The following is a 26,414-nucleotide window of genomic DNA, read 5'->3' as shown; positions in this document are numbered from 1 at the left end:
ATAAAATCAGATGCCGTTTGCCACCCGTTTTATGCCATCTTTTAATTTTACTACATTGAAATTCATCAAGATGCCCAATTTATAGTCCCCCAATTTTAAATAGGTTAAAGTTTGAGCAGTATGCACATCGTTTAAGGCTTCAACGCTTTTCAGCTCTATCACTAATTTATTCTCTATCAGCAGATCAAGCCTATAGCCAACATCGAGCCGCACCTCTTCAAATATTATAGGCAGTGGTTTTTCTTTTTCTACAAATAAGCCGGATTTAGCCAACTTATAAAACAAACACTCTTTGTATGCACTCTCTAACAAACCCGGTCCGAGGGCATTATGCACCTCAATAGCAAGCCCAATTACTTTGTTAGAAAGTTCGTTCTCTGTCATATAAAAACTTCAAATTATCAGCTATCCAACTTAATAATGAACTATACAATCTTTGCGTCCTTTGCGCTCGGCATCATGCAAATCTCTGTGCTCTTTGCGGTTAATTAACCACTAAACCTCAACCTTTAAAATATCTCCGCCGCACCACCACTTTTCCCGCAAAGTACCGTATATGCATTTGCATACTTCTCCGTCCCTTTTTCGCCGCCAAGCTTGGCTAACATGCCTTTAACGCTGTATTCGGCAGCTATCTTCAGGTCGGTTATTATGCTTTTGGGTTTCTTTTGGTTAATGTAGGTGTTAAACTTTGTCACCTCGGGCTCTATCATTGAGGTAAGGTCTTTTTCAACCTCGTAGCCTTCGGTCATTAGCAGATAGCGCAGGCTGGTTGGGGTATACATGTTGATGTGCCCGTATGCCAAAAAGTGTTTAATGCGTTTATCAACGCCGGCTTTGTAATCAAGCGGTACTTCTATTACAAAATGGCGGGCCACACGTTTCATTTCGCGCAGCAAAAGGCGTTCGTGTTCTACATGCTCCAACACGTGCGACAGGATAATCAAATCGAAGCTATCATCGGCAAACGGCAGTTTGTAACCATCAAACTCCTGTACCGATGCCAGTCCTTTTATATTACGCGCTTTAATGTGGGCAACACCACTGTCAGATATTTCTACCGCGTGATACTCGGGGGCGAAATTTTGGTCGGACAGGTATTTTAATATGCTACCATCGCCTGCACCAACTTCCAGCACTTTAGCAAAGGTTTTGCCGGCGCATACCTCAATAATATGCTGCGCTTTGTACCTGGCACCCAGCATACGCCAGGCCTCATCGTGTTTTTGGTAAAATTCGTCGTAGGCGGTTTTTACGTTACCGCTAATAGCGTTTTGTTGCATCAAACTTGGTATATGCTAAGCCGTAAAGTTAGGGGTATTGTGCAAACGTTCAAAAATGTTTTATTTGCCCAAAATAGTAAACTCTGTGCGGCGGTTAAGCTGGCGCCCTTCGGGATTATCGGCCCCATTGGGCAGCGAATTTGGCGCAACCGGTTTGCTTTCTCCATAACCTTTGGCATATAGCCGCTTTCTGTCTATCCCTTTACTAATTATATACTCCACACAAGCGTTTGCACGTAGCTGCGAAAGCTTAAGGTTGGCAGCATTGGTACCAACCGAATCGGTATGGGCAGCCAGCTCTATCTTCAGCATGGGGTTTTCGTTAAGTATAGCGACAACGGTATCCAAAGCTATTTTCGATTCGGGGCGCAGGGTGGCAGTGCTGTAATTATATAGGATGTTTTTTATAGCTATGGGCTTGTTTACAGTGTATCCATCGAGGCAAATTTCGGAAGAATACAAAGTATTGGTAGTTAATTTGCTATTGATAGGCAGGGTTTTGGCCAAATAGCCTGCTTTTTCTATACGCAGTAAATAGTTATACCTATCGTATGTGCTTACAGCATAACTGCCGTTTACACTTTGTTCAATAGTGCGTATAACGCGTTTAGTATCGGCATCTATCAACGTTACAGTAGCATCGTGCAAAATACTGCCCGAGTTGCAGGCGGTAAGGTTTATGCGAATAACAAACGGCTGTTCGTTTAATTCATATATTGCCAAACAGCAATCAGATTGTCGGTCGGAACTTATATAGGCGCGGTGCGCATCGATTGGGTCGGCAAAGTAATAAAGGTCGTCTTTTGACGAGTTTGCCGGGTAGCCTAAGTTTTTAGGCGCCAGCCATTGGTTACCGCTATAATAGCTTTCAAAAAGATCGAAACCGCCCATCCCGGTAAAACCTTTGGAGCTATACACCAACCTGTTTTTTAGGCTATCGAAAAATGGTGCCTGCTCGTCGTCGGCAGAGTTAACCTGCCTGCCCAAATTTACCGAGTTTATGGCATCGCCGTTGTCATCCAAATCGCTCATCCAAATATCTGTACCGCCAAAACCACCGGGTTTGTCGGAAGCATAATACAAACGTTTACCATCATCAGTTACCCGCGGCTGCATGGCGTTGGCATTATCGGTATTAACGTTTTTGTTAAGCCTTTTTATAGCAGCCCAACGGTTATTTAACTTAACGGTATAGTATATGGCCAGGCTGGTTTTGCCGTTGGCCTTATGCCATGCGGTTAAGTACAAACGCCCGCCGTTCTTACTAAGCGAAGGCGTGCCATAATCGGCATAGTTACTGTTAGCGGCAACAAAAGCAACAGCGCTATCGCCCTGTTGACGGTAAATGTTGTTCAAAGATCTTTTTGCCTGTTGGTGGTAGGCTGTTGAGGTAAGCCACACCTCGCCGTTATTTTTCACCATTGCATAATTGCCGCCGGCATTGTTAACAGCAATGTTTGCCTTGTCGATACTGGTTAAGGGCGTAGCAGCATATTGCTGTTTGGCATACAAGGCTGCTGATAGTTCGCGGCCGGCAATAGTTTTATACTTGGCATCGCCCTTATAATCGGCCATAAAACTACGCAGTTGGGTTATGGCCTCATCAAAACGCTCGTTGGCACGCAGGCATAGGCCATACCACAGGCGGGTAAGCGGATAGTCTGCATCATAATTTGCACCAATTACCCGCGCGTACCAATTTTCGGCAAGGCGGTAATTTTGATACAACCGGTACGATTCGGCAAGGCGGTAGTAAATAAAAGGCCTTTCTTCCCGTGCCCTTTTGGGGCTTTGGTTACGGCCTACATAGGTGGGTATAGCTAAATTAATAGCTTTACTGCTATCGGCCAGTTTCTCATACTGGTATGCTGCTTCAAAATATTTCCCCTCATCAAAATCTTTATCGGCAAGGTTTTTTATTTCGCGGTATTGTTGGGCAAACACGCCTTTGAATATGAATACGGCAACAAGTGTTAAAAGTGTCGATCTCATATTTTCACATTAAAACCTCGGGCAAACCTCTGCAGGGTTTACCGCATGTTTACGGAACACATAGCTAATAGAAAGCTCGAAGCCCCCCATGCCATTTGTTGCAGTCCGGAGTGATGAAATATTAAAATCGTAACTCATACCAATTACCAGGCTCTTTACATGGTAGCCGGCGGAGGCCATAGCCGCATCGCCAAAGCGGTACATGCCACCCAGCAGTAAAGCATTGTCGTCGTCCATTTTTATTTCAGAATACAGGCCTGCTGCTTTAATATTGTTTTTACCCTGGCTAATGTAAAGCGCATGCGGAGTTAAGTCGAATCCGTAGCCCGCCTTTATTTTAACGCCACCATGCGCATTGAAACGATAGGGTAGTTTGCTATTAACACCGGTAGTGGCAAATGGGTCGTTAGGCTTAGTTAAATGTGCCAGGCTGGCCCCTGCAAAAACATTAGCTGTATGATTAGGGTCGCCATCGAAATAGAAGAGGCCGGCGCTTGCGTCAAAAACGGTACCACTGGTGCTGCTGAAGTTTTCGAAATTGGGCACTGTAGGGTCAAAGCCCCCGCCCGGGATATATTGATTATCCAACTGTAGTTTGGTAGGGTCGAAACTGCGATTGATGAGGCCTGCCTGTACACCAAAGTGCAGTTTTTGCGTGCCGTCGCCTGATATGGCTATGCCATAGCCGAAAGAACCGTAGGCTGCAAAATAGTTATACCCCGCGGTGCCCGCTGCCTGGTTAATAATGTTAAAACCCAGGCCAACCTTATCGCTTGCCCGTGTATCAAGCGAGAGCCCGCCTGTTTTATAACCTTTGGGCAGGCCGCTCCACTGCTCTTTAAAATTGCCGTTTATACGGGTTTGCCCATCTATAACACCCGTTAAGGCCGGGTTTAACCATAAAGGATACGCATAATATTGCGAAAAATGCGGATCAACCTGGGCATGTAACCGGGCGATGGCCCCTAACTGGAGCAAGACTATTATAATGAGAATTATCTTTTTCACCTGATCAGCGTAATGGTTCCTTTTTTATTCACTTGCTTGCCCGATTTCATAGTAGCCTGTACATAATATACATACACCCCGGCCGGTTCTGGCTGCCCTTTATAGGTACCATCCCAACCGTTTTGTATGTTTTGGGTAGAGAACAGCAGTTCGCCCCATTGGCTATACACATAAAATTTCATGGTGCTAATGTTGTCGTTATGCACATAAACCACATCGTTTTTCCCGTCGCCATTTGGCGTAAAACCGTTGGCCACAAATATATCGTCGGCCAGAGGGTCAACCGTTGTTGCCGCAGCCGTGGCCGAATTGCTGCTTAACAAACAATTTAGTGTACCTGAGGCGCGCACTATAATATTTACAGTTTGCCCAACAGTAAGCCCTGTTATGGTATGTGTGAGCCCGGCATTGCCCGAGCTTGGTGTGCTAAAACTTTGCCCGTTATCTGTACTTACCTGGTAAGCCGTGGCATTGGTTACAGCTGCCCATTTAAAGGTAACGCTGGTTGCTGTAATATCACCTGTTGTTACAACCGGTGCCGGCAGCGGCTGCGCTATTTGAATAACCGCCGCTGCACGCGTTGCCGATATACAGCCTGTTGAGTTATTAGTTGCTTCGGCATAATAAGTAGTTTGGCTACTAACGGCGGGTGCCGGGTAAGAGGCGCCGGTAAAAACACTGCTCCCTCCCGCGGCCGATTGGTACCATCTTATGGTAACGTTATTATCGGTACTGCTGGCCGTGAGTGTGGCGCCGCTACCTGCGCAAACGGTCACGCCCTGCGCTGTAATTGCAGGTAATGCATTTACCGTTACGCCGGCGGTGGTACGCGGCGATATACAGCCCGATGCATTGGTAGCATCTACATAATAAGTTGCATTGGCCGTTAAGGCGTTGGTTACGAACTGCGGGCCTGTAAAAATTGGCGTGCCGCCTGTTGCTGTGCTGTACCAGTTGTAGGTTAATGTGGCCTGTGGCCCGGCTATATTTAAGGTAGCAGGCGTGCCGCTGCAAACAGGTACAGGGTTAACCAATGCCGGTGCAGCAGGCACTGGTATAGTAGTTACTGTAATACTGGTTAAAGCTAAACTTGAGCACGATCCGTTGGATGCTTCTACATAATAAGTATGGCTGGCGGTTAGCGGGCCGGTGATAAAAGTTGGGCCCGCGAATAGAATGGCCCCTTTGGCGGGCGAATCGTACCAAAAATAACTAAGTGCAGCATTGGGCGAGCTTACTGATATGGTTGCGCGGCTTCCTGCACAAACCGGGTTTACCGGCGTAACAACTACATTACCCGGCTGTGGCTGTATATTGATGGTTACTACGTTACTTAAAACCGGCACATTACAGATGCCGGATATTACCGAGCGGCGGTAATACATGGTGGTGCTGCTTATGGCAGGGTCGTAATCTTTGGCGTTCGCCCCGGCAATATTTGTAAACGTAGTATTGTCTGCAGATGATTGCCACTGGTATTGATAAGTGCCAGTACCACCGGTGGGCGTGCTCCCAACTATAGCCGCTGCATCTCCCGTGTTGCAAAACGAAGTTACGGCCGGGGCAGTAATGGTATTGTTGGCTACTGCAGGTGTAATAGTAATAGTAACCACGTTACTTGTAAGCGGCGTACTGCAGGGGGCAGATGTAACTATGCGCCGGTAGTAAGTGGTAGTATTTATAGCAGGCGGATCGTAATCTTTCGCGGTGGCGCCTGCTATATTAGTAAAGGTTACATTATCGGCAGAGCTTTGCCATTGGTATTGATAAACGCCATCGCCGCCGGTGGGTGTAGTACCGTTAATAATGGCCGCGTCTCCTGTACTGCAAAAAGATGTTATAGCCGGCGCGGTAACGGCGTTACCTGCAGCAACCGGAACAACCGTAACGGTAACAGCGTTGCTTGTATTGGGCGTGTTGCAACTGCCCGATGAAACAATACGCCGATAATAAGTAGTGGCCGTAATAGCCGGCGGGTCGTAGTCTTTTGCGGTGGCGCCGGCTATGTTACTAAAGGTTATATTATCTGCAGAGGACTGCCACTGGTAAGTATAAGTTCCGTTTCCTCCGGCAGGCGCCGACCCCGTGATTGCGGCCGGGTCGCCGGTGGCGCAAAACATACTTACGCCGCTCGCGGTAGCGATATTGTTAGTTATGGCTATTGTTGGCTCAACCGTGAGGTCGTAAAAAGAATCATAAGTTATTACCCCGCCTGCAGCGGTTACCTGCCTGCGAAGTATATAAGTAATGTTTGCAGAAGTAGTATTTGCAAGCCCCGAGGTTTGATAATTGGCACCGTTTATAGTGCCGGGTGCGTTAACCCAATTGCCGCCTTGTAAAACCTGCCAGGCAAAAGTGCCTGCGGGTGTAGGCGTATCGCCGGTAATGATGTTTGACACGCCCGCACATGTAGTGGCAGGCTTAGCAGCCAACACCCTTACGGTATAAGTTACCACCCCGCAGCCCCCGGTTACCGTGTAAGTTACCGGGTTAGTAAAATTACGCGCTGTGCCCGATGCAGGCGACACGGTAGTTCCTGATGGCACCGTAATAGACGGCGTTAAACTCGCCAGGTTGGTGCCCGCAGGCATGGTTAAGGTAATGGTTTTGTTGGCTTCGTTAATAACAGTAGCGCCGCTTTGCTGCGGAATAGTAAAAGCCGTGATAGATGGTGTAACAGAATTGCTGACCACCACATCTACAGATGCACTGGTAACACAGCCCGACGAATTGGTAACTGTTACCAGGTAAGTACCGCTGGTATGGAAAGTGTTGGTTGCCTGGTTAGGCGTATCGCCGCCATTCCATTGATAGGTTGTACCACCTGTGGCGGTAACAGCAGTGCTTCCGCAAGTGGCGTTTTGGTTAAAGCCGATTGTAAAAGGCTGCGGGCGTATACCCCAGGTAAGGTTGGTGTAGTTTTCGGGAGTGGATGATTTGATGGTAACGCAGGTAAAATCACCGGGGAACATTACAATGGCGTAGCCCTCGGTACCCGTTAGCCTTGTGCTGCTATTATATACCATATTGCCGCCATCATACAATACAACGTACGGCACCGAAAAATCTAAAGTTGCGCTCTGCGGAAGCGTACTGCCCAACGATGCCAGCAATAGCACGGGGTTGGTAACTTTTCGGGAAAAACACATGGTGGTTTCGCCGCCCACGCCGGCCGCCCAGGTAGTTTTAGGTACGGTTTGATTAGGTATAGTTGCCGGATAGCTTGAAAGCCTGGGATAATTATATATCCCCGGAGTTGAGCCGAAACTGTAATTGGCCGACATGGTGATGCTAATTGGGGTGCCGTCGGCATCAATAATGTTACCTGTGGTTGAGGTTACATCATCAAAAGTACTCCAGGTGGCCCAATTAATATCGTAACACCCGGCAAATACTTTGGTGTGATCTATAACAGGTTTAGGCGATTGGTTTAAAGCGGAATTTTGGCGCGAAAATGCAGGTGGTTTATAACGAGCCGCGCCCGCGCTTATCTGGGGCGGCGGTTTATCTGCCTCGTGGGGTATAACGGGCCTTAATAATGTGGCAAGGCCATGCGCCGATGCAGCGCCCAACGTACAAAGCAATAAAGCTATAGCAACCCGTTTAAACCGCATTTTTATATACCTAAACAGTTATCGGCCTTGTAAAATATTGATGTTGATTTTCGGTAAAACAAGCCCGGCGAAATACCGCTGAACGATAAATGCTTAAAGCCGGCAGTCACCAAAAAATCTACGCCTGCTTTGTATGATTCGCGTTCCGAATCATCAAGCACTACCACGCCGCCGGTGTTTAAAGCCTCTAATGATTGTTTGCAGCAGTTAACCCTGTCGCGCCCGTCAACTATAATAATGTCGAACTTTTCGTTCAGCTTAAGCGGCATGCGGCAGTAATCGCCATCGCGGTGCAGCTCGCAATAGATCATCTCCGAGTTTTTGGTCTTTTTATCAGATTTGTTGATCTTATTCAGCCAGTCTTTATCATGCTCTACCGAAACTACTTTGCCCGCATATTTGGCATAAAAAAAGGTGGAATTACCCGAGCCAAATTCAAAAACCTTGTGCTTTTTGGTGATACGTTCTTTTATAAAATCGATAAAAGAATAGGTTACCCATGGTATAGGGTTGCCGGCTTCATCAACAGGTGATTTTTTATCGAATGCTTTAAACCAGCCAATATCATCAAGGTAGCCTTTATTGTTGAATGATAGCAAAGCCCGAAGATGTGAGGGATTGCCTAATACTTTTAATAGGGATGAAAATGTGCTCAAGGCCTGGTTAATTTTTTGAAAAGTGAAGATAATAATAAAGATCGTAACATCATAACACCCTGGTGGCGGGTTTTTGGAATAAATAGCACAAAAAACGCCGATGACGCATAAGCAACCAGCGTGGCTACAGCCGCCCCCATCATGCCCATTTTAGGAATGAGTATTAAGTTTAATATAATGTTTACCACGGCGCCAAAGCCCGTGCGTATAAATGTGAGCTTGCTATAGCCCTCGGCAATGAGGTATTGGCTGTTGGCCGCCCCCAAAAACACAAACACGCCCGACCAAATATGTACCGATAAAGCCGATGCGGCATAGGCAAACTCCTTTGTATAAAGTATTTGGTAAATTAAAGGTGAGGCAAAAGTGACTATTAAAGCGGCGGGAAGGCTTAAATAAACCATTAAATCGTACAGGTTTTGGATACGTTTTTCGTAGCGTTCCATATCATCCCGCCGGGCATTGAGTATAGCCGGAAACAGCGTGGTAACAATTACGGTTGGTATAAAATTCCAGGCTTCGCTTAAGGTGGCTACAGTAGCATACGCGCCGGCTTCCGCTGTGCCCGATATGTTTTGAATCATCAGCTGATCTATCTTCATATACAACGACACCATGATGCCCGATATAATTAAAGGCCATGAGTGGCTTAATAATTTGGCTGCAAGCTGCCCATTGTAATTCCATTTGGCAATGCTGCGGCCTTTGCGCTGGTAGGTGAGCAAGTAGCCTACGGCAATAAGCAAAAAATCGAGCGCGTAAGCATATACAAAAGCAATAAGCGGCATCTGCAGGTAAATAAGCACCAGTTTTATAATACCCGATAGTATATTACCCACCACCTGCACCTGCATAATATACTTTGACTGTACCTGCGATTGAAAGTACGCATCGATAATATTGAATGCCTGCGTGATGCCAATGAGCGAAAAAACAAAAATGTAAGTATAAGGCGTGCCTTTAGCCGGATAAGCCTGGTAGGCCAGCCAAATAAGCGGGATGCTTAAAAAACCCGAGGCGATACGCATCCAAAAGGAAGTGCCTAAAATTTTATCGCGGTTCTCGGGAAACTGATGTAGCTCTTTCACCACAAATTGATCGAGCCCCAACGTGGCCAGTGCCGAAAACAAGTAAACGTAAGTAACACCACCGGTTATAATACCTAACCTATCCTTACTCAGGTAACGGGCAACCAGCACTGTAACCCCCATCTTTATAATCAGGCTGCCCACCTTGCCAATAAAGGACATCCCCGTATTTTTAAAATACTTCTCAAGAGCCTGCTGGTCGAAACCTTTAATGGAGGGTATGCGCATAGTGTGGAGCAAATATAGTGATTAGTGAGTGGTTGATTGGGAGAATGGTTTGGAAAAGGCTGTAAAGCAAACAGGCCATCCATTAAAAACGGACGGCCTGTTTATTTGTATATAGATTTGATCAGCGACAGTTAAATAATCAGCCACTCACCTAATCAACCATTCTCCAATTACTGCGACTGGAACTTCTTGGCGTTTATTTTACGCTCGTTCTCGTTCAGGTAAATTTTACGCAGGCGGATGCTTTGCGGAGTTACCTCAATGTACTCATCGGCCTGGATGTACTCCATCGACTCTTCCAGCGAGAATTTGATAGCAGGTGCAATACGCACGTTGGTATCGCTACCTGATGCACGCATGTTGGTTAACTGCTTACCCTTAGTTAAGTTAATAACCAAATCGTTATCGCGGATGTGCTCGCCCAGTACCTGGCCTTCGTAAATATCAACACCCGGATCGATGAAGAAACGGCCACGATCTTGCAGTTTGTCAATAGCAAAAGCCGTAGTTTTACCGGTATCCATAGATACCAATACACCGTTCAAACGGCCGGGGATAACACCTTTCCAAGGCTCATATGCTTTAAAGCGGTGAGCCATAATAGCCTCACCTGCAGTAGCAGTAAGCACGTTGTTACGTAAGCCGATGATACCGCGCGATGGTATCTCGAACTCTAAGTGTTGCAAATCGCCTTTTGGCTCCATGATCAACAGGTCACCTTTACGTTGAGTAACCAGCTCGATAACTTTACCCGAAACGTCGGCAGGTACGTCAACAATCAGGGTTTCAACCGGCTCGCATTTAACACCGTCAATCTCTTTAACAATAACCTGCGGCTGGCCTACCTGTAACTCGTAACCTTCGCGGCGCATGGTTTCGATCAGTACAGACAAGTGAAGGATACCACGGCCATATACCAGGTAAGAATCCGGGGATTCGGTTTCAACGATCTTCAGCGCCAGGTTTTTCTCCATCTCTTTGTACAAACGATCGCGCAGGTGGCGTGAGGTCACAAATTTACCCTCTTTACCAAAGAAAGGAGAGGTATTGATGGTGAACATCATGTTCATGGTAGGCTCATCAATTTTGATAACCTCCAGTTGTTCAGGGTTCTCAAAATCGGCAATAGTATCACCAATATCAAAACCTTCTATACCTACAACGGCGCAGATATCACCTGCAGAAACCGAAGCAGCTTTTACTTTACCCAAACCTTCGAAAGTGTAAAGTTCTTTAATACGCGATTTAACAATTTTGCCATCGCGTTTTACCAAACTAACCGGCTGGTTCTCTTTGATAGTACCACGGGCAACACGGCCAATGGCTATACGGCCAACGAAAGAAGAATAATCTAACGAGGTGATCTGCATTTGCAGTGTACCTTCATTGATAGGTGCAGGCGGAATGTTCTCCAAAATAGCATCCATCAACGGGAAGATATCTTCCGTTGGTTTTTTATAGTCGGTGCTCATCCAGCCTTGTTTAGATGAACCGTAGATAACCGGGAAATCCAGTTGCTCTTCGGTAGCTTCAAGGTTGAAGAAAAGCTCGAAAATTTGTTCGTAAACTTCTTCGGGGCGGCAGTTCTCCTTATCCACTTTGTTTACAACCACAATTGGCTTAAGGCCCAGAGCCAAAGCTTTTTGGGTTACGAAGCGGGTTTGAGGCATGGCGCCTTCAAACGCATCGCAAAGCAATAACACGCCATCGGCCATTTTCAATACACGCTCAACCTCGCCACCAAAGTCGGCGTGGCCCGGGGTATCAATAATGTTGATCTTAACATCTTTGTACTTAACCGAAACGTTTTTAGATACGATGGTGATACCACGCTCGCGCTCCAGGTCGTTGTTATCCAAGATCAGTTCGCCGGTTTCTTGTCCGTCGCGGAAGATCTCGCAGCTGTGTAAGATCTTATCAACCAAGGTAGTTTTACCGTGGTCAACGTGTGCGATGATCGCTATATTTCTAATTTTTTGCATAAAATGCGTACTCTAAATTTTCCGCAAAGGTACGCTTTATATATGGTATAAAAAAGAGTGGTGTGCTTTTTACAATTGTTTGATGGAGAGTTAATTGTTGGATAACACGGGCGGATGTGCAGATATGCGCACGTGCAGGTGTGCAAGTGGATGAGAATTAATGAGCATACGCATCTTGACCACCACGATTTATCTTAAAAGCCCCTCAACCATGGCCTGTGCACTAATGGCGAAAACGCCCATGGGATAGAACTTAAAATAATAAGCAACCCAATAGTGAACCAAATAGCCTGCGTGCGGAATTTATCGTGAGCGATAACCTTACGCTTGGCCTTAGAGCCGCCGATGGTAACCACCGTAATGGCTATCAGCATCATGGTAACATGCTCCATACCGAAGAAGCGTATCTCGCGCAGGCGCACGCCCTCACTAAAGTTATGCATGAACCAATTGGTAATAGGGCTGATAAAATACAGCCATACCCCTATCATAAACTGAATGTGGGCAATAGTAACGGCAATAAGCCTAAGCCTTTCATCAAACTTAGAGTACTCCTTCTTACCCAACCAACCAAAATACGAACGGAAAATAATAGCAAGCAAACTAATAAGCACCAGCCAGCGTACCAACGAATGCAGCGGAAGAATAAGGTTATACATACCCATGCAGACGAATGAGCGGGAGGGATATTTTAAAGTATGTTGAATTTATTGGAGGAACGCGCGGCACGCGCGCACAAGCCGGGCGCTAAGCTTTCTCTTTTTTTTAGATTAACAAGCATTTCGTCAGTAATAGCTTCCAATTCCATTTGTGAAGCCACGGGCAATTTCTCGATCTTATTAATAAAATCTATATCCATTGTGTACATGTAATCATGGAACTCTTTTAATGGCGCATCAAAGTCGTCCGCCATCAAGCCACCAATATCTTTAAAACGCTCGGCGTAATAAGGATCTTGCTTAGCCTCCCTGACCAATTTTATTACGAGATGCTGTACCTGGCATTTAGAGTGGTATGGCAATTTTTCTATAGCTTCAAATAACTCACTATTTTCCATGCTCTAAGTTAGTTAACTTCTTCAAAAAAAATCCTGCCTAATCCATTCATCCTGAAATCCTGTAAAACAACCGTGCTAAGCAAAATCGTGTTCTACCACTAAGGATATCATTAAAAATCTGTGGAATCAACCCCTATCGGTGAAATCCCCAACAAAAATCATTAAATCCTGTAAACCAACCGCGCAAGTCCCCTACATCGTGTGCCCGAAAGCCCACTGCAAAAACTTAGGCATGGCTTTGCCCCAGGTTTCGGTATCGTGTTGGCCGCCTACTACCTCTAAGTAGCGAATATCTGCCGGGCGGGTGTAGCCTTTCTTCTCCAGCTCTTTGATAATATCGATGGTGTCATCTATCGAATCGATGATGCCATTCTTGTTCCTGTCGGCGGTTTCATCTTTGGTGCCGGTTTGCAGCCAGAATTTTAGCTTGGGTTTGGTGGTGCTGCTTTTTAGCTGGGCATGCATGATGCGGTCGTCTTCGGTGTAGCCTTTGGTAAGGTCTTTACTTCTCCACCAAAAAGAAGCTGAAAATGCGCCAACCTTATCGAACAGTTGCGGGTTGTTCCAGGCAATATCCATAGCGCTTAAGCCACCAAGCGAAAATCCCGCGAAGGCAGTGCTTTCGAAATGCTCAATGCCGGTTGCTTTATGTATCTCGGGCAACAATTCGGTAACTATGAATTGGGTGTACGCGTCGGCTTTGGCGCCACGCTTTTTGTAATCGGGCTTGCCGGCAATGCCGTATTCCTGTATGCGGTCGTCGCCTGCATTTATGGCAACGGTCAACAGCGGTTTAAGGCAATTACGGTCGTAGAGGTATTCTAAAGTTTCGGTGTATCTCAGGTTTTCCAGTTCCTGCCCGTCGTTAAGCAGTAATAAGTGCAGGGGGGCTATGCCGGCATTATCGGGTATTAATAAAGTGCAGGTAACTTCGCGGCCAAGCGCGCTCGAATTAATGATGAGTTCCTGCTGAGTGATGGCCATTTCAATAGTTGTACTAAACATGTACAAGTTCAAATTAATAAATAAAGGGCACAAAAATACGGCTATAGTTTTATTAAATTAACTAAAACAGAATTATTTGGCGTAGTGTTGACATTTACATCCGATACTGGTAACTTACCCTCATAAACACATCTGCTTTGAAGGAACAATATCACCGCTGGCATTCGCCAAACCTTAACCTCGACCTGGAAATGCTGGTTTTTGGCGACCGCGGGTACCCGGTTATCCTGTTCCCAACCACCAAAGGCCGCTATTACCAAAACAAGGATATGGGGCTTATTGATAGTGTACGTTGGTTTGTTGACGAAGGTTTGGTAAAAATTTATTGCCCCGCCACCATTGACGACCGCACCTGGTACGATAAAGGCATACACCCTGCCGACCGCGCCCGTAACTACGCCTGGTACGATAAAATGCTCACCGACGAACTGATCCCCTGGGCGCAGCACGAAACCGGCGTAGGCCGCGTATGCGTTGCGGGTTGTAGTTTTGGCGGCTACCATGCGGCCAATTTTGCCTTTAAACATCCCGAAAAAGTTGCCCACCTGTTTACTATGGGCGGCGCTTTTGACATCAAGATGTTTACCGATGGCTACCACGACGATAATGTGTATTATAATAACCCGGTAGATTTTGTGCCGGGCAGCAATAACGAGTGGCTTTGGAAGATGAATATCATCCTGGGGACATCTGAGTACGATATTTGTAAAGAGTACAACATCCAGATGTCGAACATATTAAAAGCGAAGAACATTAACCACTGGTTGGACATACGCCCCCGTGCCAACCACGATTGGCCGATATGGAAAGAAATGTTCCCGCATTATTTATCTACGATAAAATAGAACCGGGAATTGAGAGTCAAGAGATAAGAATCAAGAGACAAGACATAAAAATCTACTATAACACATCCTTATGAAAAAAATTGGCATTCTATTCGGGCAGGAAAATTCGTTTCCGCAGGCATTTGTCGACCGGATAAACGAAAAAGCAGGCAAAGACATCTCGGCAGAGTTTGTCCGCATTGATAAAATGGTGCAGGGCGAGCCGCTGGGCTATTCGGTTATTGTTGACCGTATATCGCAGGATGTGCCCTTCTACCGCGCATCGTTAAAAAACGCAGCTATTACCGGCACTGCGGTTATCAATAACCCCTTTTGGTGGAGCGCCGACGAGAAATTCTTTAACAACGCGCTTGCCGTAAAACTCGGCGTACAGGTACCAAAAACCGTACTGTTACCCTCGAAAGACCATCCCGACAGCACTACCGATCGCTCGTTCCGTAACCTGGCCTTCCCGCTGGATTGGGATGCGATATTTAATTACGTAGGCTTCCCAGCGTATATGAAACCCTTTGATGGCGGCGGCTGGCGCGATGTTTACAAGATAAGCGACAAGGAAGACCTTTGGGAGAAATTCGCCCAAACCGGCCAATTGGTAATGCTGTTGCAGGAAGAAATTATTTTTGACGATTACTTCCGTTGCTATTGCATTGGCGGCAAGCATGTGCGCATAATGCAGTACGAGCCGCGCAACCCACACCACCTGCGCTATGAGCACGGCAAAGCTCCCGCAGCTAAAGCCATGCTGGATAAAGTGACCGAATATGTGCTGAAGCTGAACCAATACCTCGGCTACGATTTTAACACCGTAGAATTTGCCGTGCGCGATGGTATACCTTATGCCATTGATTTTTGCAACCCGGCACCCGATGCCGAAGTGACCAGCGTTGGCCAGGACAACTTTGAATGGGTGGTAGAAACCGCTGCCGATTATGCTATTGAGCGCGCCAAAGCACAAAAAGATGGTAAGGACAACCTTACCTGGGGCGAGTTTGTAAAAACAGGTGCAGCAGGTAAACCGCTCATTGCATCGGCAAAGGCAGCTAAGGCCGAAGATGTAACTGTAGCCACCATAGCCGAGCCAAAACCGAAGAAAGCAGCAGCACCTAAAAAGGAAGCAGCGCCTAAGAAGGCGGCGAAGAAATAAAATAATATAAACGTCATCCTGAACTTGTTTCAGGACCCCACAGGACAGGTAGGCGGCTTGCATGGCGACATAGTATTGTGGCGGCTTATATGATGGGGTGTTGAAATAAATTCAACATGACGACGATAATGATATCACCATAGCGATGGGTTTGAAACCCATCGCTATGGTTAACCAACCAAACCCCTAACCAATTATGAACGAGTTCACCTTAGGTGTTGAAGAAGAATTTATGGTGATAGACCCTGTGACCAGGGAGCTAAGATCGCACGAGCAGAAGATCGTTGACGCGGCGCAGAAGATCCATGAGGACCAGGTAAAGGCAGAAATGCACCAGGCCGTGGTAGAGGTGGGCACCCACATTTGCCGCAATACTACCGAGGCACGCAAAGAAGTAACCAAGCTTCGCGGCACGGTTGCCCAATTGGCGGGCGATATTGGCTTGCGCATTGGCGCGGCCGGTACGCACCCCTTTTCGCACTGGCAGCACCAGCTGATAACCGACCACCCCCGGTATTTCGAGATAGTAGACGAGTTGCAGGAAGCGGCGCGCTCTAACCTCATCTTCGGTCTGCATGTGCATGTAGGTATACAATCGCGCGAGATGGCCATACATATTGCCAACCAGGCAAGGTATTTTCTGCCGCATGTGTATGCACTATCAACCAATTCGCCATTTTGGGAAGGTAGGAACACTGGGTATAAATCGTTCCGTACCAAGGTGTTCGATAAATTTCCGCGTACGGGTATCCCCGATTATTTTGCGAGTATAGAAGATTACGACAACTACGTAAAGCTGCTGGTGAAAACCAACTGTATTGATAATGCCAAGAAGATATGGTGGGATCTGCGTGTGCACCCCTTCTTTGAAACAATCGAGTTCAGGATATGCGATTGCCCTATGCTGATAGATGAGACGATGGTTTTTGTATCGCTCTTCCAGGCCATTTGCGCCAAGCTGTACAAATTGCGCCAGCAAAACATGAAGTTCATTACCTACAACCGTGCGCTTATCAACGAAAATAAATGGCGCGCCGCCCGCTACGGCATCGATGGTAAAATGATAGATTTTGGCAAGGAGCTGGAGGTGAACACCCGCTCGCTGGTACTGGAACTACTTGATTTTATTGACGATGTAGTTGACGATTTGGGCTGCCGCGACGACCTGCAATACATCCATAAAATACTGGAACACGGCACCGGCGCCGACCGCCAGTTGGCTGTTTTCAACCAAAACAATAACTTTGAAGACGTTGTGGATTACATTACCACACAAACGTTAAAGGGGATATAACTCAATGGGAGTTTCTTTTAAGGAAATTATACGCGTTCATTTTATGCCAATCCTTAAAATTACAAATATCTTATAATCAGGTATTTGTAAAATATAATTTTTAAAATGTGTTAAGTTGTGTTAACCCTGTGGTTTTTGCGATTTTTCTTAGAGCGCAATAAGCAAGCATAGGGTCGGTCTACAAAGCCGAATGGTAGTAAATAAAAATGAGTACAAGTAAAGCGGAAATAAAGGTTGCCATATTAGACCTATACGATGGTATTGCCAACGAGGGGATGCGGGGTTTCCGTGAGATATTGGAGCGCTACAAGGCCAAACACGGCCTTAATTTAACATACGAGGTTTTTGATGTACGCCGCAAGGCACAGGTGCCTGGCTTAGGCTTTGATGCCTATATCTCCAGCGGCGGCCCGGGCAGCCCGATAGATAGCGAGGGCACCGAGTGGGAGAAAAAGTACTTCAGGCTGATAGATAAACTGGAGGATAAGAACCTGGGCAACGGGCATGATAAAAAGCCGGTGTTTTTTGTGTGCCATTCGTTCCAGTTGATGTGCCGCAAATATGGCTTGGGCGAGATAGGTTTACGCCGCTCGCCATCGTTCGGGATATTGCCGGTGCATTTAACCGATGCCGGCAAGCACGACCAGGTCTTCGAAAACCTTCATGACCCGTTCTACACCGTAGACTCGCGTAGCTGGCAGGTGATAAACCCGGACATGAGCCGCTTTGAACAGCTGGGCATGAAACTGCTGGCCCTGGAGAAGAAGCGCCCGCATGTAGATCTGCCCCGCGCTATGATGGCCATCAGGTTCAGCGAGTATTTCTTTGCTACACAGTTCCACCCCGAAGCAGATCCAATAGGCGTTAAGGGCATGTTGCTGCGCGAAGAAAAGAAAGAAGAAGTTATAAACGAACACGGCGAGGCCAAGTACCGCGAAATGCTGGAACGGCTTGATGATCCCGACAAAATAGCCCATACCCAAAACACCATCATCCCCAACTTTTTGGATGCGGCGTTGTTGCGCGTGGAGAAGGTATAAGTTCTTTGGTAAATTGCAGGGGCATTGCTAATTTGTCATTCTGAGCGATAGCAAAGAATCTATTAGCCACAATGCATTGCCTTCACGCTATGAACGCCATGCTTTGTGCGGTAGTTGCTGTGCTGATCAGCTTATAGGGTATATGAGTGAAATAAGTATCTAATGCGACAATATAACTTCTACACCTACATTCTAACCAATTATACCAAGAAGGTGTTATATACCGGCGTCACGAACGACCTGGACAGGAGGTTATATGAACATTACTTCGGTAAAGATCAGGCAGATAGTTTCACCGCTAAATACAAATGCTTTTATTTGGTTTACTACGAAAGGCACCAATATGTGAACTATGCTATCGAGCGCGAAAAGGAGATCAAAGGTTGGGTAAGGGCGAAAAAGATAAAATTGATTGAACAAGAAAATCCTAATTGGACGTTCTTAAATAGCGAGATCATGGAATGGCCGCCGGTATTTACAGGATAAGCGCCTTTTGTCATGCTGTGGTACGAAGCATCTGATAGGCGATTTGCAAGGTGGCGATCACATTGTGGCTAATAGATCCTTCGCTATCGCTCAGGATGACAAAATAAAAATCCTTGTCATGCTGAGGCACGAAGCATCTGATAGCCACAAAGTAAAGCGGTAATGCATAGTCGCTAACAGATCCTTCGCTATCGCTCAGGATGACAAGGGGAGGTTAACAAATAGAGGTTAAAATAAAACAAACCATTATGAACCCATCTATCAGAAGCACCTTCAACCAAAACTTTACCGAAGAGAAATATGCGGAGTTTTTGCTGTCGCTGAACGAGGGGCTGCGAAAACCCATCGAGTTCCGCATTGCCGAAACACCGGTGTTTTTAACCGACGATTTCCGCGATAAGCTGCTGCAGGCCGGTGAAGAAATTATTGCCACCGTGCTGAAGCCGGGCTTTAAAGAACTTACCGAGCGCGCTATCCCCGCAAAATGGCACATCCCGCACGAGAATGATCACCCGCATTTCATCGCTTTAGATTTTGGGGTTTGTAAAGATGAAGCAGGCAACATCGTACCCAAACTGATAGAACTGCAGGGCTTCCCCTCGTTATACGGTTTCCAGGTGCATTTGGCCGAGAACTACCGCCACTCTTTTAACGTGCCCGGCAACCAAACCATTTATTTTAACGGATTGGATAAAGCAGGCTATATCGATCTGTTGAAGAAAACCATCCTTGGCCCCTACCAACCCGATGAAGTGGTACTGATGGATGTGAACGCCCCTCAGCAAAAAACCTCGGTAGATTTTTACATCACCGAAAATTATATCGGCACACCCGTGGTATCGTTAGAGGACCTGATACAGGAAGGTGACCAGCTTTTTTATCTACATGGCGAAGAAAAGAAACGCATCCGCCGCATATACAACCGCTTGATATTTGACGAGATATATAACGACGAGGATATATTCAACCGCGTGGTAGATATCCGCCAGCCGCTTGATGTGGAATGGATAACCCACCCCAACTGGTTCTACCGCATCAGCAAATTCACTATGCCATTTTTAGAGGGCAGCTACGTACCCAAAACGCAGTTTCTGCACGAGGTGAAAAATATCCCCGAAGACCTGCAGAACTACGTACTAAAACCCCTCTTCAGTTTTGCCGGGCAGGGCGTTATCATCGATATAATGGATGGCGACATTGAGCAAATACCCGACCCGCAGAATTGGATATTGCAGGAGAAGGTAACCTACGAGCCGGTACTCGAGTCGCCCGATATGGGCGTGAAGGTAGAGGTGCGCCTGCTATACCTTTGGCCCGATAGCGATGAAAAGCCAACCCTTGCCATAAACCTGGCGCGGCTAAGCAAGGGCAAAATGATAGGCGTGCGTTACAATAAAGATTATGATTGGGTGGGCGGTACAGTAGCCTTTATGCACAAATAAATTAAAGAGCAGAACCATGGCAATAGCAAGGCCCATATTCAGGATATTCGACTACGATAAGGCCATTGAGTTTTATGTGGATTGGCTGGGCTTCAATATCGATTGGGAGCACAAGCCCGAGGGTTCGCCAATTTATATGCAGGTTTCGTTACAGGGCATAGTGCTACACCTTACCGAGCATTATGGCGATTGCACACCGGGAGGGCGTATCCATATCGAAGATTTCAAAGGCTTGCGCGATTACCACAAGTTATTGCACAGCAAAAATTACAAGTACTACAACCCGGGATTAGAGAAAGCAGGGTGGAACCCGGATGTGCTCACGATGGAAGTAGGCGACCCTTTTGGCAACCGCCTTACTTTTAATTCAACGGAAAACTAAGGGCTTAAGGTAAAGAAAGCTAAACTTTATACTTTTTTAATTGTCTGTACGTAATATATATCTATTAATTTTGCAGTCATGAACGTACAGGCAATTATCATTATATTATTATTTGCAGCCGCCGTATTTTACGTGGGGCGTAACCTGTACAAAAGCCTTTTCGCAAAAAAAGGCTGCGGCACTAACTGCAAGTGCGGTGTCGATTTTTCGGCCATTGGCCCCGAAGGTAAAGCAAAATAGTACAGGCGATATTTGCCCAACCATAACCTGATCGTTTCTTTTTTAAATACTCTTCATGTCTAACAAACAGGTATTTCAAGCCGACGACCCCGGCAGGTGGAACCGCTTTAAGTGGATAAGCCGCATATTTTTAATAGTGATCATCTTTGGTGCCGTAGCAGCCGCTATAACCATTACTTCTACCGAATATCCTATCCTCCCCAACCTGGATCCTGTGCCCAAAAAGATATCACAGGAGGATTTGGATGCGCTCAAAAAATCAAAACGCTATAAAGATTTTAAGGTAGAAACCGCCACCATTGAAGAGATAGCCCGCGCACGCCGCCTGCACCAGTTAAAGCACCCCAACAACTCTAAACGTATAAACGCGGCCTTTTATCGGCCTTGGGAGCCACAGGCCTATAACTCGCTGGTGCAGTATATGCACCGGTTAGATATGGTAGTAACCGAGGGTTTCTCGTTCAGCCAAAATGCCGATACGTTGAAGACCACGCTGGATACCGGCCTTATCAACCTCAACAAAAAACTGAAGAAACAGGTACTGGTTACCCTATCCAACTACGATAACGTCAAGGGTGGGTATGATGTAGAAGAGGTGGAGCACATCTTTGCCAACAAAAAACTACGCACGGCTTTTATCGCCAGCATTGTTGAGCGCCTGAAGCATTACAACTTCAACGGTATCAATGTGGATCTGGACGATGTGAAGGACCGTAACAGCAAGCACTTTATCGAATTTCAGAACGAGCTGTATAACACCCTGCACGCCAGCGACCTGCTGGTAACGCAAAACGTTGTCCCCGAGGATGAAGCTTATGACCTGAAGCGCCTCCAGCATTTGAACGATTACATTTTTGTAATGGCCATTGATCAGCATTACGATGGCAGCAACGCCGGCGAGGTGAGTAACCAGCACTGGGCCGAGGAGATATTGGATCTTGTTTGCGAGCAGATACCCAGCGAGAAGATCATTTTCACCATTGCAGGCGGCGGGTTCGATTGGCCCGAGAACAGTATAGGCGTTTCGGCAGGCTACCAGCAGGCCATTAGTACGGCGCAGCAAAAAAAGGCCAAGATCATTTTCGACCCGGTTTCGGCCAACCTGCACTTTAACTATTTGGGTAATGATGGGTTTAACCACATCGTTTACTTTGCCGATGCCGCCACCAATTTCAACATCATCCGCATGGCGGATGATTGGGCTACCGGTGGTGTTGCCCTGTGGCGTTTAGGTGCCGAGGATCCGCGCTTATGGTCGTTCTTCCAAAAGAACCTTTCTATCGATTCGTTGAAAAAAACGGGTATCGATATCCGTCATTTTAATACGGTAGGCCTTAATGATAAGATAAGCTATGCGGGCGAAGGCGGCGAGGTACTGGATCTGATCACCGTGCCCGATACCGGTAAGATAGATGTGAAGATGGACCCCAAAAACTTCACCATCACCAAGCAGGACTATATCAGGCTGCCTACCAAATACGTGATCCGCCGCTACGGCTTAAAGCCGGGCAAAGTAGTACTCACTTTTGACGATGGCCCCGATCCGGAGTTTACCCCGCGTATATTGGATATCCTTAAAAAGGAGAACGTGCCTGCATCCTTCTTCATCGTGGGTTCGATGGCCGAGAAGAATATCCCTATCCTGAAACGTATTTACGATGAAGGTTACGAAATAGGTAACCACACCTTCTTCCACCCGGATATTTCTACCATTAGTTTAGAAAGGGTGAACCTGGAGCTGAACTCTACCCGTAAACTCATCGAATCGGTCACCGGGCGCAGTACCATATTGTTCCGCCCGCCATTTAATGCCGATGCCGAGCCGCAAACCCTGCAGGAGGTTATACCTGTTGCCGAGAGCCGCCGCCAAAGCTATATCACCATAGGCGAATCTATCGACCCATGGGACTGGCAGCCCGGCGTAACCGCTGATAGCATTGTGGCCCGCACCATCCGCCAAAAAGATAACGGATCGATGATATTGCTGCACGATGCCGGTGGCGATACCCGCGAAGAAACCGTAAAGGCACTGCCGCGTATTATCAAATTCTTCAAAAGCCACGGCTACCAGTTCACCACCATTGCCGATGTACTGGATAAAAGTAAAGACGACCTGATGCCGCTACCAACTTCGGACGATAAAACCGTTTGGGGCAGGTTCTATGACGTGGTTATTGTAGGCTTCTTTATCGGTAATAAATTCATTTTCTACCTGTTCCTGTCGGCCATATTCCTGGCCATCGGGCGTATTATTTTGATAGGCATACTGGCCGTAAGGCAGTTCTTTGGCGATAAAAAAGAGCGCGTTGCACCCAACACAGCCCTGCCGCCCGTGAGTATTATTGTACCGGCCTACAACGAGGAAGTTACTGCTACGGCCACCATTGAAAGCTTGCTGAAACTGGAATACCCCGAGCTTGAGATCATATTTGTTGATGACGGGTCTAAGGATAATACCTACGAAGTAGTAAAAGCGGCTTATGCAGACCATCCATTGGTGCGGGTGCATACCAAGCCCAACGGCGGCAAGGCATCTGCCCTCAACTTCGGGATATCTAAATCAAATTACGATTATGTAGTTTGTATAGATGCCGATACCCAATTGCGTAACGATGCCATACAGCAACTAATGGCTTACTTTACCGATGAGGAAATTGGCGCCGTTGCTGGTACCGTGAAGGTGGCCAACGAGATAAATATCATCACCCGCTGGCAATCGATAGAGTATATCACCGCGCAGAATATGGACCGCCGTGCCTTCGACCTCATCAACAGCATCACGGTAGTTCCCGGTGCGATTGGCGCTTTCCGTAAATCGGCCATATTTAAGGCAGGGGGCTTTACTTATGATACTTTGGCGGAGGATTGCGACCTCACCATGCGCATCCTGAAGCAGGGCTACATCGTACGTAACAGCGCCGATGCGGTTGCTTATACCGAAGCCCCTGAAACGCTGAACATGTTGCTGAAACAACGCTTCCGTTGGAGCTTCGGGGTTATCCAAAGCTTTTGGAAAAACAAAGATGCACTGTTCAACAAGAAGTATAAATTCTTCGGGATGGTGGGTATGCCTAATATCCTCATTTTCCAAATATTCCTGCCCCTCTTCTCCCCTCTTGCCGACCTGATGATGATATTCGGCCTGCTGGGCGATAAACCCTGGAAGATACTGACGTATTACATCGTGTTCGTACTGGTAGATTTCATTGTGGCCATCATCGCCTTCCGGATGGAGAAAGAGAATTACAAAAAGCTGGTTTACATTATCCCGCAGCGTTTCATTTGGCGGCAGTTGATGTATTACATCCTGTTCAAGGCCCTCCGCAAAGCCCTCAAAGGCGAGCTAAGCGGCTGGGGTGTACTAAAACGCACCGGAACGGTAACGATAAAGAAGGAAGACCTGAAAGCGGAGGAGGAACAATAAATGTGCAGGTGTGCAGGTAATTTACCTGAACCTTGATTTTTCGTAGGTTAATCATTCTTTATCGGCACTCAAGAGGGCTTCGCCGTTCGTTTGATTAGAGGATTTCTTGACTTGTGCTTTACGAAATAGCTTTTAGAACGTCAGCAGAAGAGCTTCGGGCGAAAGCGGGCAGAACATGGTGGGCATGTGTGGCTGTAAGGGCATAGGAAATGTTTGCTGAAGCGGCGGGCTGAGCGGCGCAGCAAGGGCAAATTTTCCCAGCCCGTGGTTCTGCCCGGTTTGCAGGGGAAAGGCCCGTGCGGCAAAGAAGCCTTTATGCTGAAAGCACTTTTGGTTCTTTTGGTGCTTCAAAAGAACAAGCCCCCCGCGGCGAATGAGCGGATGGTGTTTGTGCTTGATAATAGAGCTTTTAAAGAACCGAAACTCCTCTTAACTCACCCGCACATCTGAAATCCGCATATCTAAGAAGCGCGCGCTATCAAACAAACCGCATAAGCCACAACCCCCTCTTCCCGGCCTATAAACCCAAGCTGCTCGTTGGTGGTAGCTTTTATAGAAATATCCTCCACATCAATACCTGCGGCTTCGGCAATATTGGCTTGCATGGCGGGGATGTGCGGGTTTATTTTAGGTGCTTCGAGGCATACCATGGCATCAATGTTGCCTATCTTCCAGTTCTTTTCGGCAAGCAGGGCAACAACGTGCTGTAACAGTATCAGGCTGCTGATGCCTTTCCAGCGGTCGTCTTTGTTGGAGAAATGATAACCAATATCGCGCAGGTTGGCCGCGCCTAAAAGGGCATCGCAAATGGCGTGCAGCATTACGTCGGCATCCGAGTGGCCGTAGGCGCCGCTGGTATGTTCCAGTTTTACGCCGCCTAATACAAAAGGGTGATCTTGTTTTAGCTGATGTACATCAAAGCCAAAACCTACTTTAATTTTAGCCATTACTATTTATTGCCGCCAAAACTGGCCGAGAGGGTGAAACGTAAGGTATTAGCCAAAGGGCTGTTTTGCTGGCTGGCTGCCAGGTACGAAAAATCAAACGCAAACACCTGGTACTTCAGCCCAACGCCAAAGGTGGCGTATTTGCGGTTACCTTTGTTGGGGTTTTCGTAAAAGTAACCCGCGCGCAGGGCTATCAGGTTGTTATACCAATACTCAACACCCGGCGAAAATGATATCTCTTTCAGCTCCTCGCTAAAACCTCCCGGCGCATCGCCAAACGATTGAAACAAGCCCGCAGGTACCGATACATCATCGTTTTTACCCGATACGATATTTCCGTCGGTATCGCGAATAGGCGGTGTAGGCACCAGCAGTTTATTAATATCAAATGCTACGGTAAGCTTATTAGCATCATCAAAATGCCAGGTATTGGCTACGCCGAGTTTAAGGTTGGTGGGCAAAAAGTATTTGGTGCCACCCTCGCTGTAGGCAATTTTCGACCCTATATTGGAGATATGCGCGCCAAAAGCAAACACAGAGCTATCGCCATAAGGCTTGTTGTAATATAACGAAACACCCGCCGCAATGGCATTACCCGCCTTGTTTTGCGAGGTATTACCGCCGGCCACGAAAGCCCCGTTAGAAAAATTGGAGTAGATATACCGCATGGTTAGCCCCAGCGAAAGGTTCTCGCCAAATTTACGGGCAAACGATGCATCAAGCGCCAGTTCGTTGGGCTTGTAGGTACCCTGGTCGTTTTGGTTATCGTCTATCAGTTGAATACTACCCAGGTTAAAATACCTTAACGATGCACCGAATGTATTGCGGTCATCAAGTTTATGGGCATAGCTTAGGTAGGCAAGGCTCACATCGGGCACCAAATGGCGCAGCCAGGGGCTGTACGATAATGATAGGTGGTCGCCATTATCTAAAAAAGCCAGTTTGGCGGGGTTCCAGTAGTTTGCATTAACATCGGGCGTAATGGCAACACCTGCATCGGCCATTGCACCCGAACGCGAATCGGGCGTAATATTCAGGAAAGGTACCGCTGTTGATATGGCATTGGCACCGCTACCGTTGGTGTTGGTTTGCGCTGTGGCAACCGCCGGTATGGCCAATAAAATATAGAGGGCAAATTTTTTAGTATAGCTATACTTCATTGCGTGCAATTTAGTTTTAATATTTAAAATAATAAAACACTGCTGTCGTTTAAGTTTTCGAGGATAAAACCTATATTCCAGCAAATTATTGTAACTC

At 46.9% G+C, this 26,414-nt stretch carries 22 protein-coding genes; 9 read left to right on the top strand and 13 right to left on the bottom strand.

The window, feature by feature from the left end; genetic code table 11:
• Positions 1–6: 6 nt before the first annotated feature.
• From BC343_RS18745 to BC343_RS18695, 11 genes are all read right to left on the bottom strand, one after another.
• Positions 7–384, bottom strand: a complete 378-nt coding sequence (locus BC343_RS18745) for a GxxExxY protein (protein WP_078349329.1) — start codon at positions 382–384, stop codon at positions 7–9.
• A 125-nt stretch (positions 385–509) separates the two neighbouring features.
• Positions 510–1,283 carry a class I SAM-dependent methyltransferase gene (locus BC343_RS18740; RefSeq protein ID WP_078349328.1) on the bottom strand — a complete coding sequence of 258 codons (774 nt, stop codon included), beginning with the start codon at positions 1,281–1,283 and terminating at the stop codon, positions 510–512.
• Positions 1,284–1,343: 60 nt separating this feature from the next.
• The gene (locus BC343_RS18735) at positions 1,344–3,275 is read right to left on the bottom strand and encodes an OmpA family protein (protein ID WP_078349327.1); all 1,932 of its coding nucleotides are present in this window, start codon (positions 3,273–3,275) and stop codon (positions 1,344–1,346) included.
• Positions 3,276–3,284: 9 nt separating this feature from the next.
• Positions 3,285–4,283, bottom strand: coding sequence for a PorP/SprF family type IX secretion system membrane protein (locus BC343_RS18730; protein WP_078349326.1), 999 nt, complete (start codon positions 4,281–4,283; stop codon positions 3,285–3,287).
• The gene (locus BC343_RS18725; protein ID WP_078349320.1) at positions 4,280–7,897 is read right to left on the bottom strand and encodes an Ig-like domain-containing protein; all 3,618 of its coding nucleotides are present in this window, start codon (positions 7,895–7,897) and stop codon (positions 4,280–4,282) included. Before BC343_RS18725 ends, BC343_RS18730 begins: the two co-directional genes overlap by 4 nt.
• A gap of 2 nt (positions 7,898–7,899) precedes the next feature.
• Entirely contained in the window at positions 7,900–8,553 is a 654-nt protein-coding gene (locus BC343_RS18720) for a class I SAM-dependent methyltransferase (protein WP_078349319.1), read from the bottom strand.
• The gene (locus tag BC343_RS18715) at positions 8,550–9,869 is read right to left on the bottom strand and encodes a flippase (RefSeq protein ID WP_078349318.1); all 1,320 of its coding nucleotides are present in this window, start codon (positions 9,867–9,869) and stop codon (positions 8,550–8,552) included. The genes BC343_RS18720 and BC343_RS18715 overlap by 4 nt, the downstream gene beginning before the upstream one ends.
• A gap of 170 nt (positions 9,870–10,039) precedes the next feature.
• Positions 10,040–11,851 carry a translational GTPase TypA gene (gene typA / locus BC343_RS18710; RefSeq protein ID WP_078349316.1) on the bottom strand — a complete coding sequence of 604 codons (1,812 nt, stop codon included), beginning with the start codon at positions 11,849–11,851 and terminating at the stop codon, positions 10,040–10,042.
• A 194-nt stretch (positions 11,852–12,045) separates the two neighbouring features.
• The gene (locus tag BC343_RS18705; protein WP_078349627.1) at positions 12,046–12,510 is read right to left on the bottom strand and encodes a hypothetical protein; all 465 of its coding nucleotides are present in this window, start codon (positions 12,508–12,510) and stop codon (positions 12,046–12,048) included.
• Between the two features lie 32 nt (positions 12,511–12,542).
• A complete protein-coding gene (locus tag BC343_RS18700) occupies positions 12,543–12,908 on the bottom strand; it encodes a hypothetical protein (RefSeq protein ID WP_078349315.1) in 366 nt (121 codons plus the stop codon).
• Between the two features lie 192 nt (positions 12,909–13,100).
• Positions 13,101–13,913 carry an alpha/beta hydrolase gene (locus BC343_RS18695; RefSeq protein ID WP_078349313.1) on the bottom strand — a complete coding sequence of 271 codons (813 nt, stop codon included), beginning with the start codon at positions 13,911–13,913 and terminating at the stop codon, positions 13,101–13,103.
• Between the two features lie 137 nt (positions 13,914–14,050).
• Here BC343_RS18695 and BC343_RS18690 point away from each other — a divergent pair, with 137 nt between their 5' ends.
• The 9 genes from BC343_RS18690 to BC343_RS18650 all read left to right on the top strand — a co-directional run bounded on the left by BC343_RS18690 (position 14,051) and on the right by BC343_RS18650 (position 24,210).
• Complete coding sequence (locus tag BC343_RS18690) at positions 14,051–14,758, top strand: esterase family protein (RefSeq protein WP_078349312.1); 708 nt, start codon at positions 14,051–14,053, stop codon at positions 14,756–14,758.
• Between the two features lie 70 nt (positions 14,759–14,828).
• Positions 14,829–15,902: an ATP-grasp domain-containing protein gene (locus tag BC343_RS18685; protein ID WP_078349311.1), complete on the top strand. Its 1,074-nt coding sequence runs from the start codon at positions 14,829–14,831 to the stop codon at positions 15,900–15,902.
• A gap of 196 nt (positions 15,903–16,098) precedes the next feature.
• Complete coding sequence (locus tag BC343_RS18680; protein WP_078349309.1) at positions 16,099–17,196, top strand: carboxylate-amine ligase; 1,098 nt, start codon at positions 16,099–16,101, stop codon at positions 17,194–17,196.
• A 206-nt stretch (positions 17,197–17,402) separates the two neighbouring features.
• Positions 17,403–18,236 (top strand): type 1 glutamine amidotransferase, encoded by an 834-nt coding sequence (locus BC343_RS18675; RefSeq protein WP_078349308.1) that lies wholly within the window; start codon positions 17,403–17,405, stop codon positions 18,234–18,236.
• Positions 18,237–18,398: 162 nt separating this feature from the next.
• Positions 18,399–18,722 carry a GIY-YIG nuclease family protein gene (locus tag BC343_RS18670; protein ID WP_078349307.1) on the top strand — a complete coding sequence of 108 codons (324 nt, stop codon included), beginning with the start codon at positions 18,399–18,401 and terminating at the stop codon, positions 18,720–18,722.
• 248 nt (positions 18,723–18,970) lie between these two features.
• A complete protein-coding gene (locus tag BC343_RS18665) occupies positions 18,971–20,164 on the top strand; it encodes a hypothetical protein (protein ID WP_078349306.1) in 1,194 nt (397 codons plus the stop codon).
• 16 nt (positions 20,165–20,180) lie between these two features.
• The gene (locus BC343_RS18660) at positions 20,181–20,546 is read left to right on the top strand and encodes a glyoxalase superfamily protein (protein ID WP_078349305.1); all 366 of its coding nucleotides are present in this window, start codon (positions 20,181–20,183) and stop codon (positions 20,544–20,546) included.
• A gap of 78 nt (positions 20,547–20,624) precedes the next feature.
• On the top strand, positions 20,625–20,786 hold the full coding sequence (locus tag BC343_RS18655; RefSeq protein ID WP_078349304.1) for a FeoB-associated Cys-rich membrane protein: 162 nt from the start codon (positions 20,625–20,627) through the stop codon (positions 20,784–20,786).
• A gap of 55 nt (positions 20,787–20,841) precedes the next feature.
• Entirely contained in the window at positions 20,842–24,210 is a 3,369-nt protein-coding gene (locus BC343_RS18650; RefSeq protein WP_078349303.1) for a glycosyltransferase, read from the top strand.
• Positions 24,211–24,671: 461 nt separating this feature from the next.
• On the opposite strand, the gene ispF is transcribed toward BC343_RS18650, so the two are convergent.
• Positions 24,672–25,157, bottom strand: coding sequence for a 2-C-methyl-D-erythritol 2,4-cyclodiphosphate synthase (gene ispF / locus BC343_RS18640; RefSeq protein WP_078349301.1), 486 nt, complete (start codon positions 25,155–25,157; stop codon positions 24,672–24,674).
• 2 nt (positions 25,158–25,159) lie between these two features.
• The gene (gene porV / locus BC343_RS18635; RefSeq protein WP_078349300.1) at positions 25,160–26,317 is read right to left on the bottom strand and encodes a type IX secretion system outer membrane channel protein PorV; all 1,158 of its coding nucleotides are present in this window, start codon (positions 26,315–26,317) and stop codon (positions 25,160–25,162) included.
• Between the last annotated feature and the right edge of the window lie 97 nt (positions 26,318–26,414).

This window comes from Mucilaginibacter pedocola, from assembly GCF_002013915.1.
Lineage (GTDB): Bacteria > Bacteroidota > Bacteroidia > Sphingobacteriales > Sphingobacteriaceae > Mucilaginibacter > Mucilaginibacter pedocola.
The sequence above is the reverse complement of the archived record's forward strand: the minus strand, read 5'-3'. Positions and strand labels throughout refer to the sequence as shown.

What these genes read in the sequence shown, in the direction of transcription:
- BC343_RS18700 (WP_078349315.1), bottom strand. Translation starts at nt 12,908, where the DNA reads ATGGAAAATAGTGAGTTATTTGAAGCTATAGAAAAATTGCCATACCAC.
- BC343_RS18680 (WP_078349309.1), top strand. Translation starts at nt 16,099, where the DNA reads ATGAACGAGTTCACCTTAGGTGTTGAAGAAGAATTTATGGTGATAGAC.
- BC343_RS18660 (WP_078349305.1), top strand. Translation starts at nt 20,181, where the DNA reads ATGGCAATAGCAAGGCCCATATTCAGGATATTCGACTACGATAAGGCC.
- BC343_RS18745 (WP_078349329.1), bottom strand. Translation starts at nt 384, where the DNA reads ATGACAGAGAACGAACTTTCTAACAAAGTAATTGGGCTTGCTATTGAG.
- BC343_RS18725 (WP_078349320.1), bottom strand. Translation starts at nt 7,897, where the DNA reads ATGCGGTTTAAACGGGTTGCTATAGCTTTATTGCTTTGTACGTTGGGC.
- ispF (WP_078349301.1), bottom strand. Translation starts at nt 25,157, where the DNA reads ATGGCTAAAATTAAAGTAGGTTTTGGCTTTGATGTACATCAGCTAAAA.
- BC343_RS18665 (WP_078349306.1), top strand. Translation starts at nt 18,971, where the DNA reads ATGAACCCATCTATCAGAAGCACCTTCAACCAAAACTTTACCGAAGAG.
- BC343_RS18695 (WP_078349313.1), bottom strand. Translation starts at nt 13,913, where the DNA reads ATGTTTAGTACAACTATTGAAATGGCCATCACTCAGCAGGAACTCATC.
- BC343_RS18715 (WP_078349318.1), bottom strand. Translation starts at nt 9,869, where the DNA reads ATGCGCATACCCTCCATTAAAGGTTTCGACCAGCAGGCTCTTGAGAAG.
- BC343_RS18650 (WP_078349303.1), top strand. Translation starts at nt 20,842, where the DNA reads ATGTCTAACAAACAGGTATTTCAAGCCGACGACCCCGGCAGGTGGAAC.
- BC343_RS18685 (WP_078349311.1), top strand. Translation starts at nt 14,829, where the DNA reads ATGAAAAAAATTGGCATTCTATTCGGGCAGGAAAATTCGTTTCCGCAG.
- porV (WP_078349300.1), bottom strand. Translation starts at nt 26,317, where the DNA reads ATGAAGTATAGCTATACTAAAAAATTTGCCCTCTATATTTTATTGGCC.
- typA (WP_078349316.1), bottom strand. Translation starts at nt 11,851, where the DNA reads ATGCAAAAAATTAGAAATATAGCGATCATCGCACACGTTGACCACGGT.
- BC343_RS18735 (WP_078349327.1), bottom strand. Translation starts at nt 3,275, where the DNA reads ATGAGATCGACACTTTTAACACTTGTTGCCGTATTCATATTCAAAGGC.
- BC343_RS18705 (WP_078349627.1), bottom strand. Translation starts at nt 12,510, where the DNA reads ATGTATAACCTTATTCTTCCGCTGCATTCGTTGGTACGCTGGCTGGTG.
- BC343_RS18655 (WP_078349304.1), top strand. Translation starts at nt 20,625, where the DNA reads ATGAACGTACAGGCAATTATCATTATATTATTATTTGCAGCCGCCGTA.
- BC343_RS18675 (WP_078349308.1), top strand. Translation starts at nt 17,403, where the DNA reads ATGAGTACAAGTAAAGCGGAAATAAAGGTTGCCATATTAGACCTATAC.
- BC343_RS18670 (WP_078349307.1), top strand. Translation starts at nt 18,399, where the DNA reads ATGCGACAATATAACTTCTACACCTACATTCTAACCAATTATACCAAG.
- BC343_RS18740 (WP_078349328.1), bottom strand. Translation starts at nt 1,283, where the DNA reads ATGCAACAAAACGCTATTAGCGGTAACGTAAAAACCGCCTACGACGAA.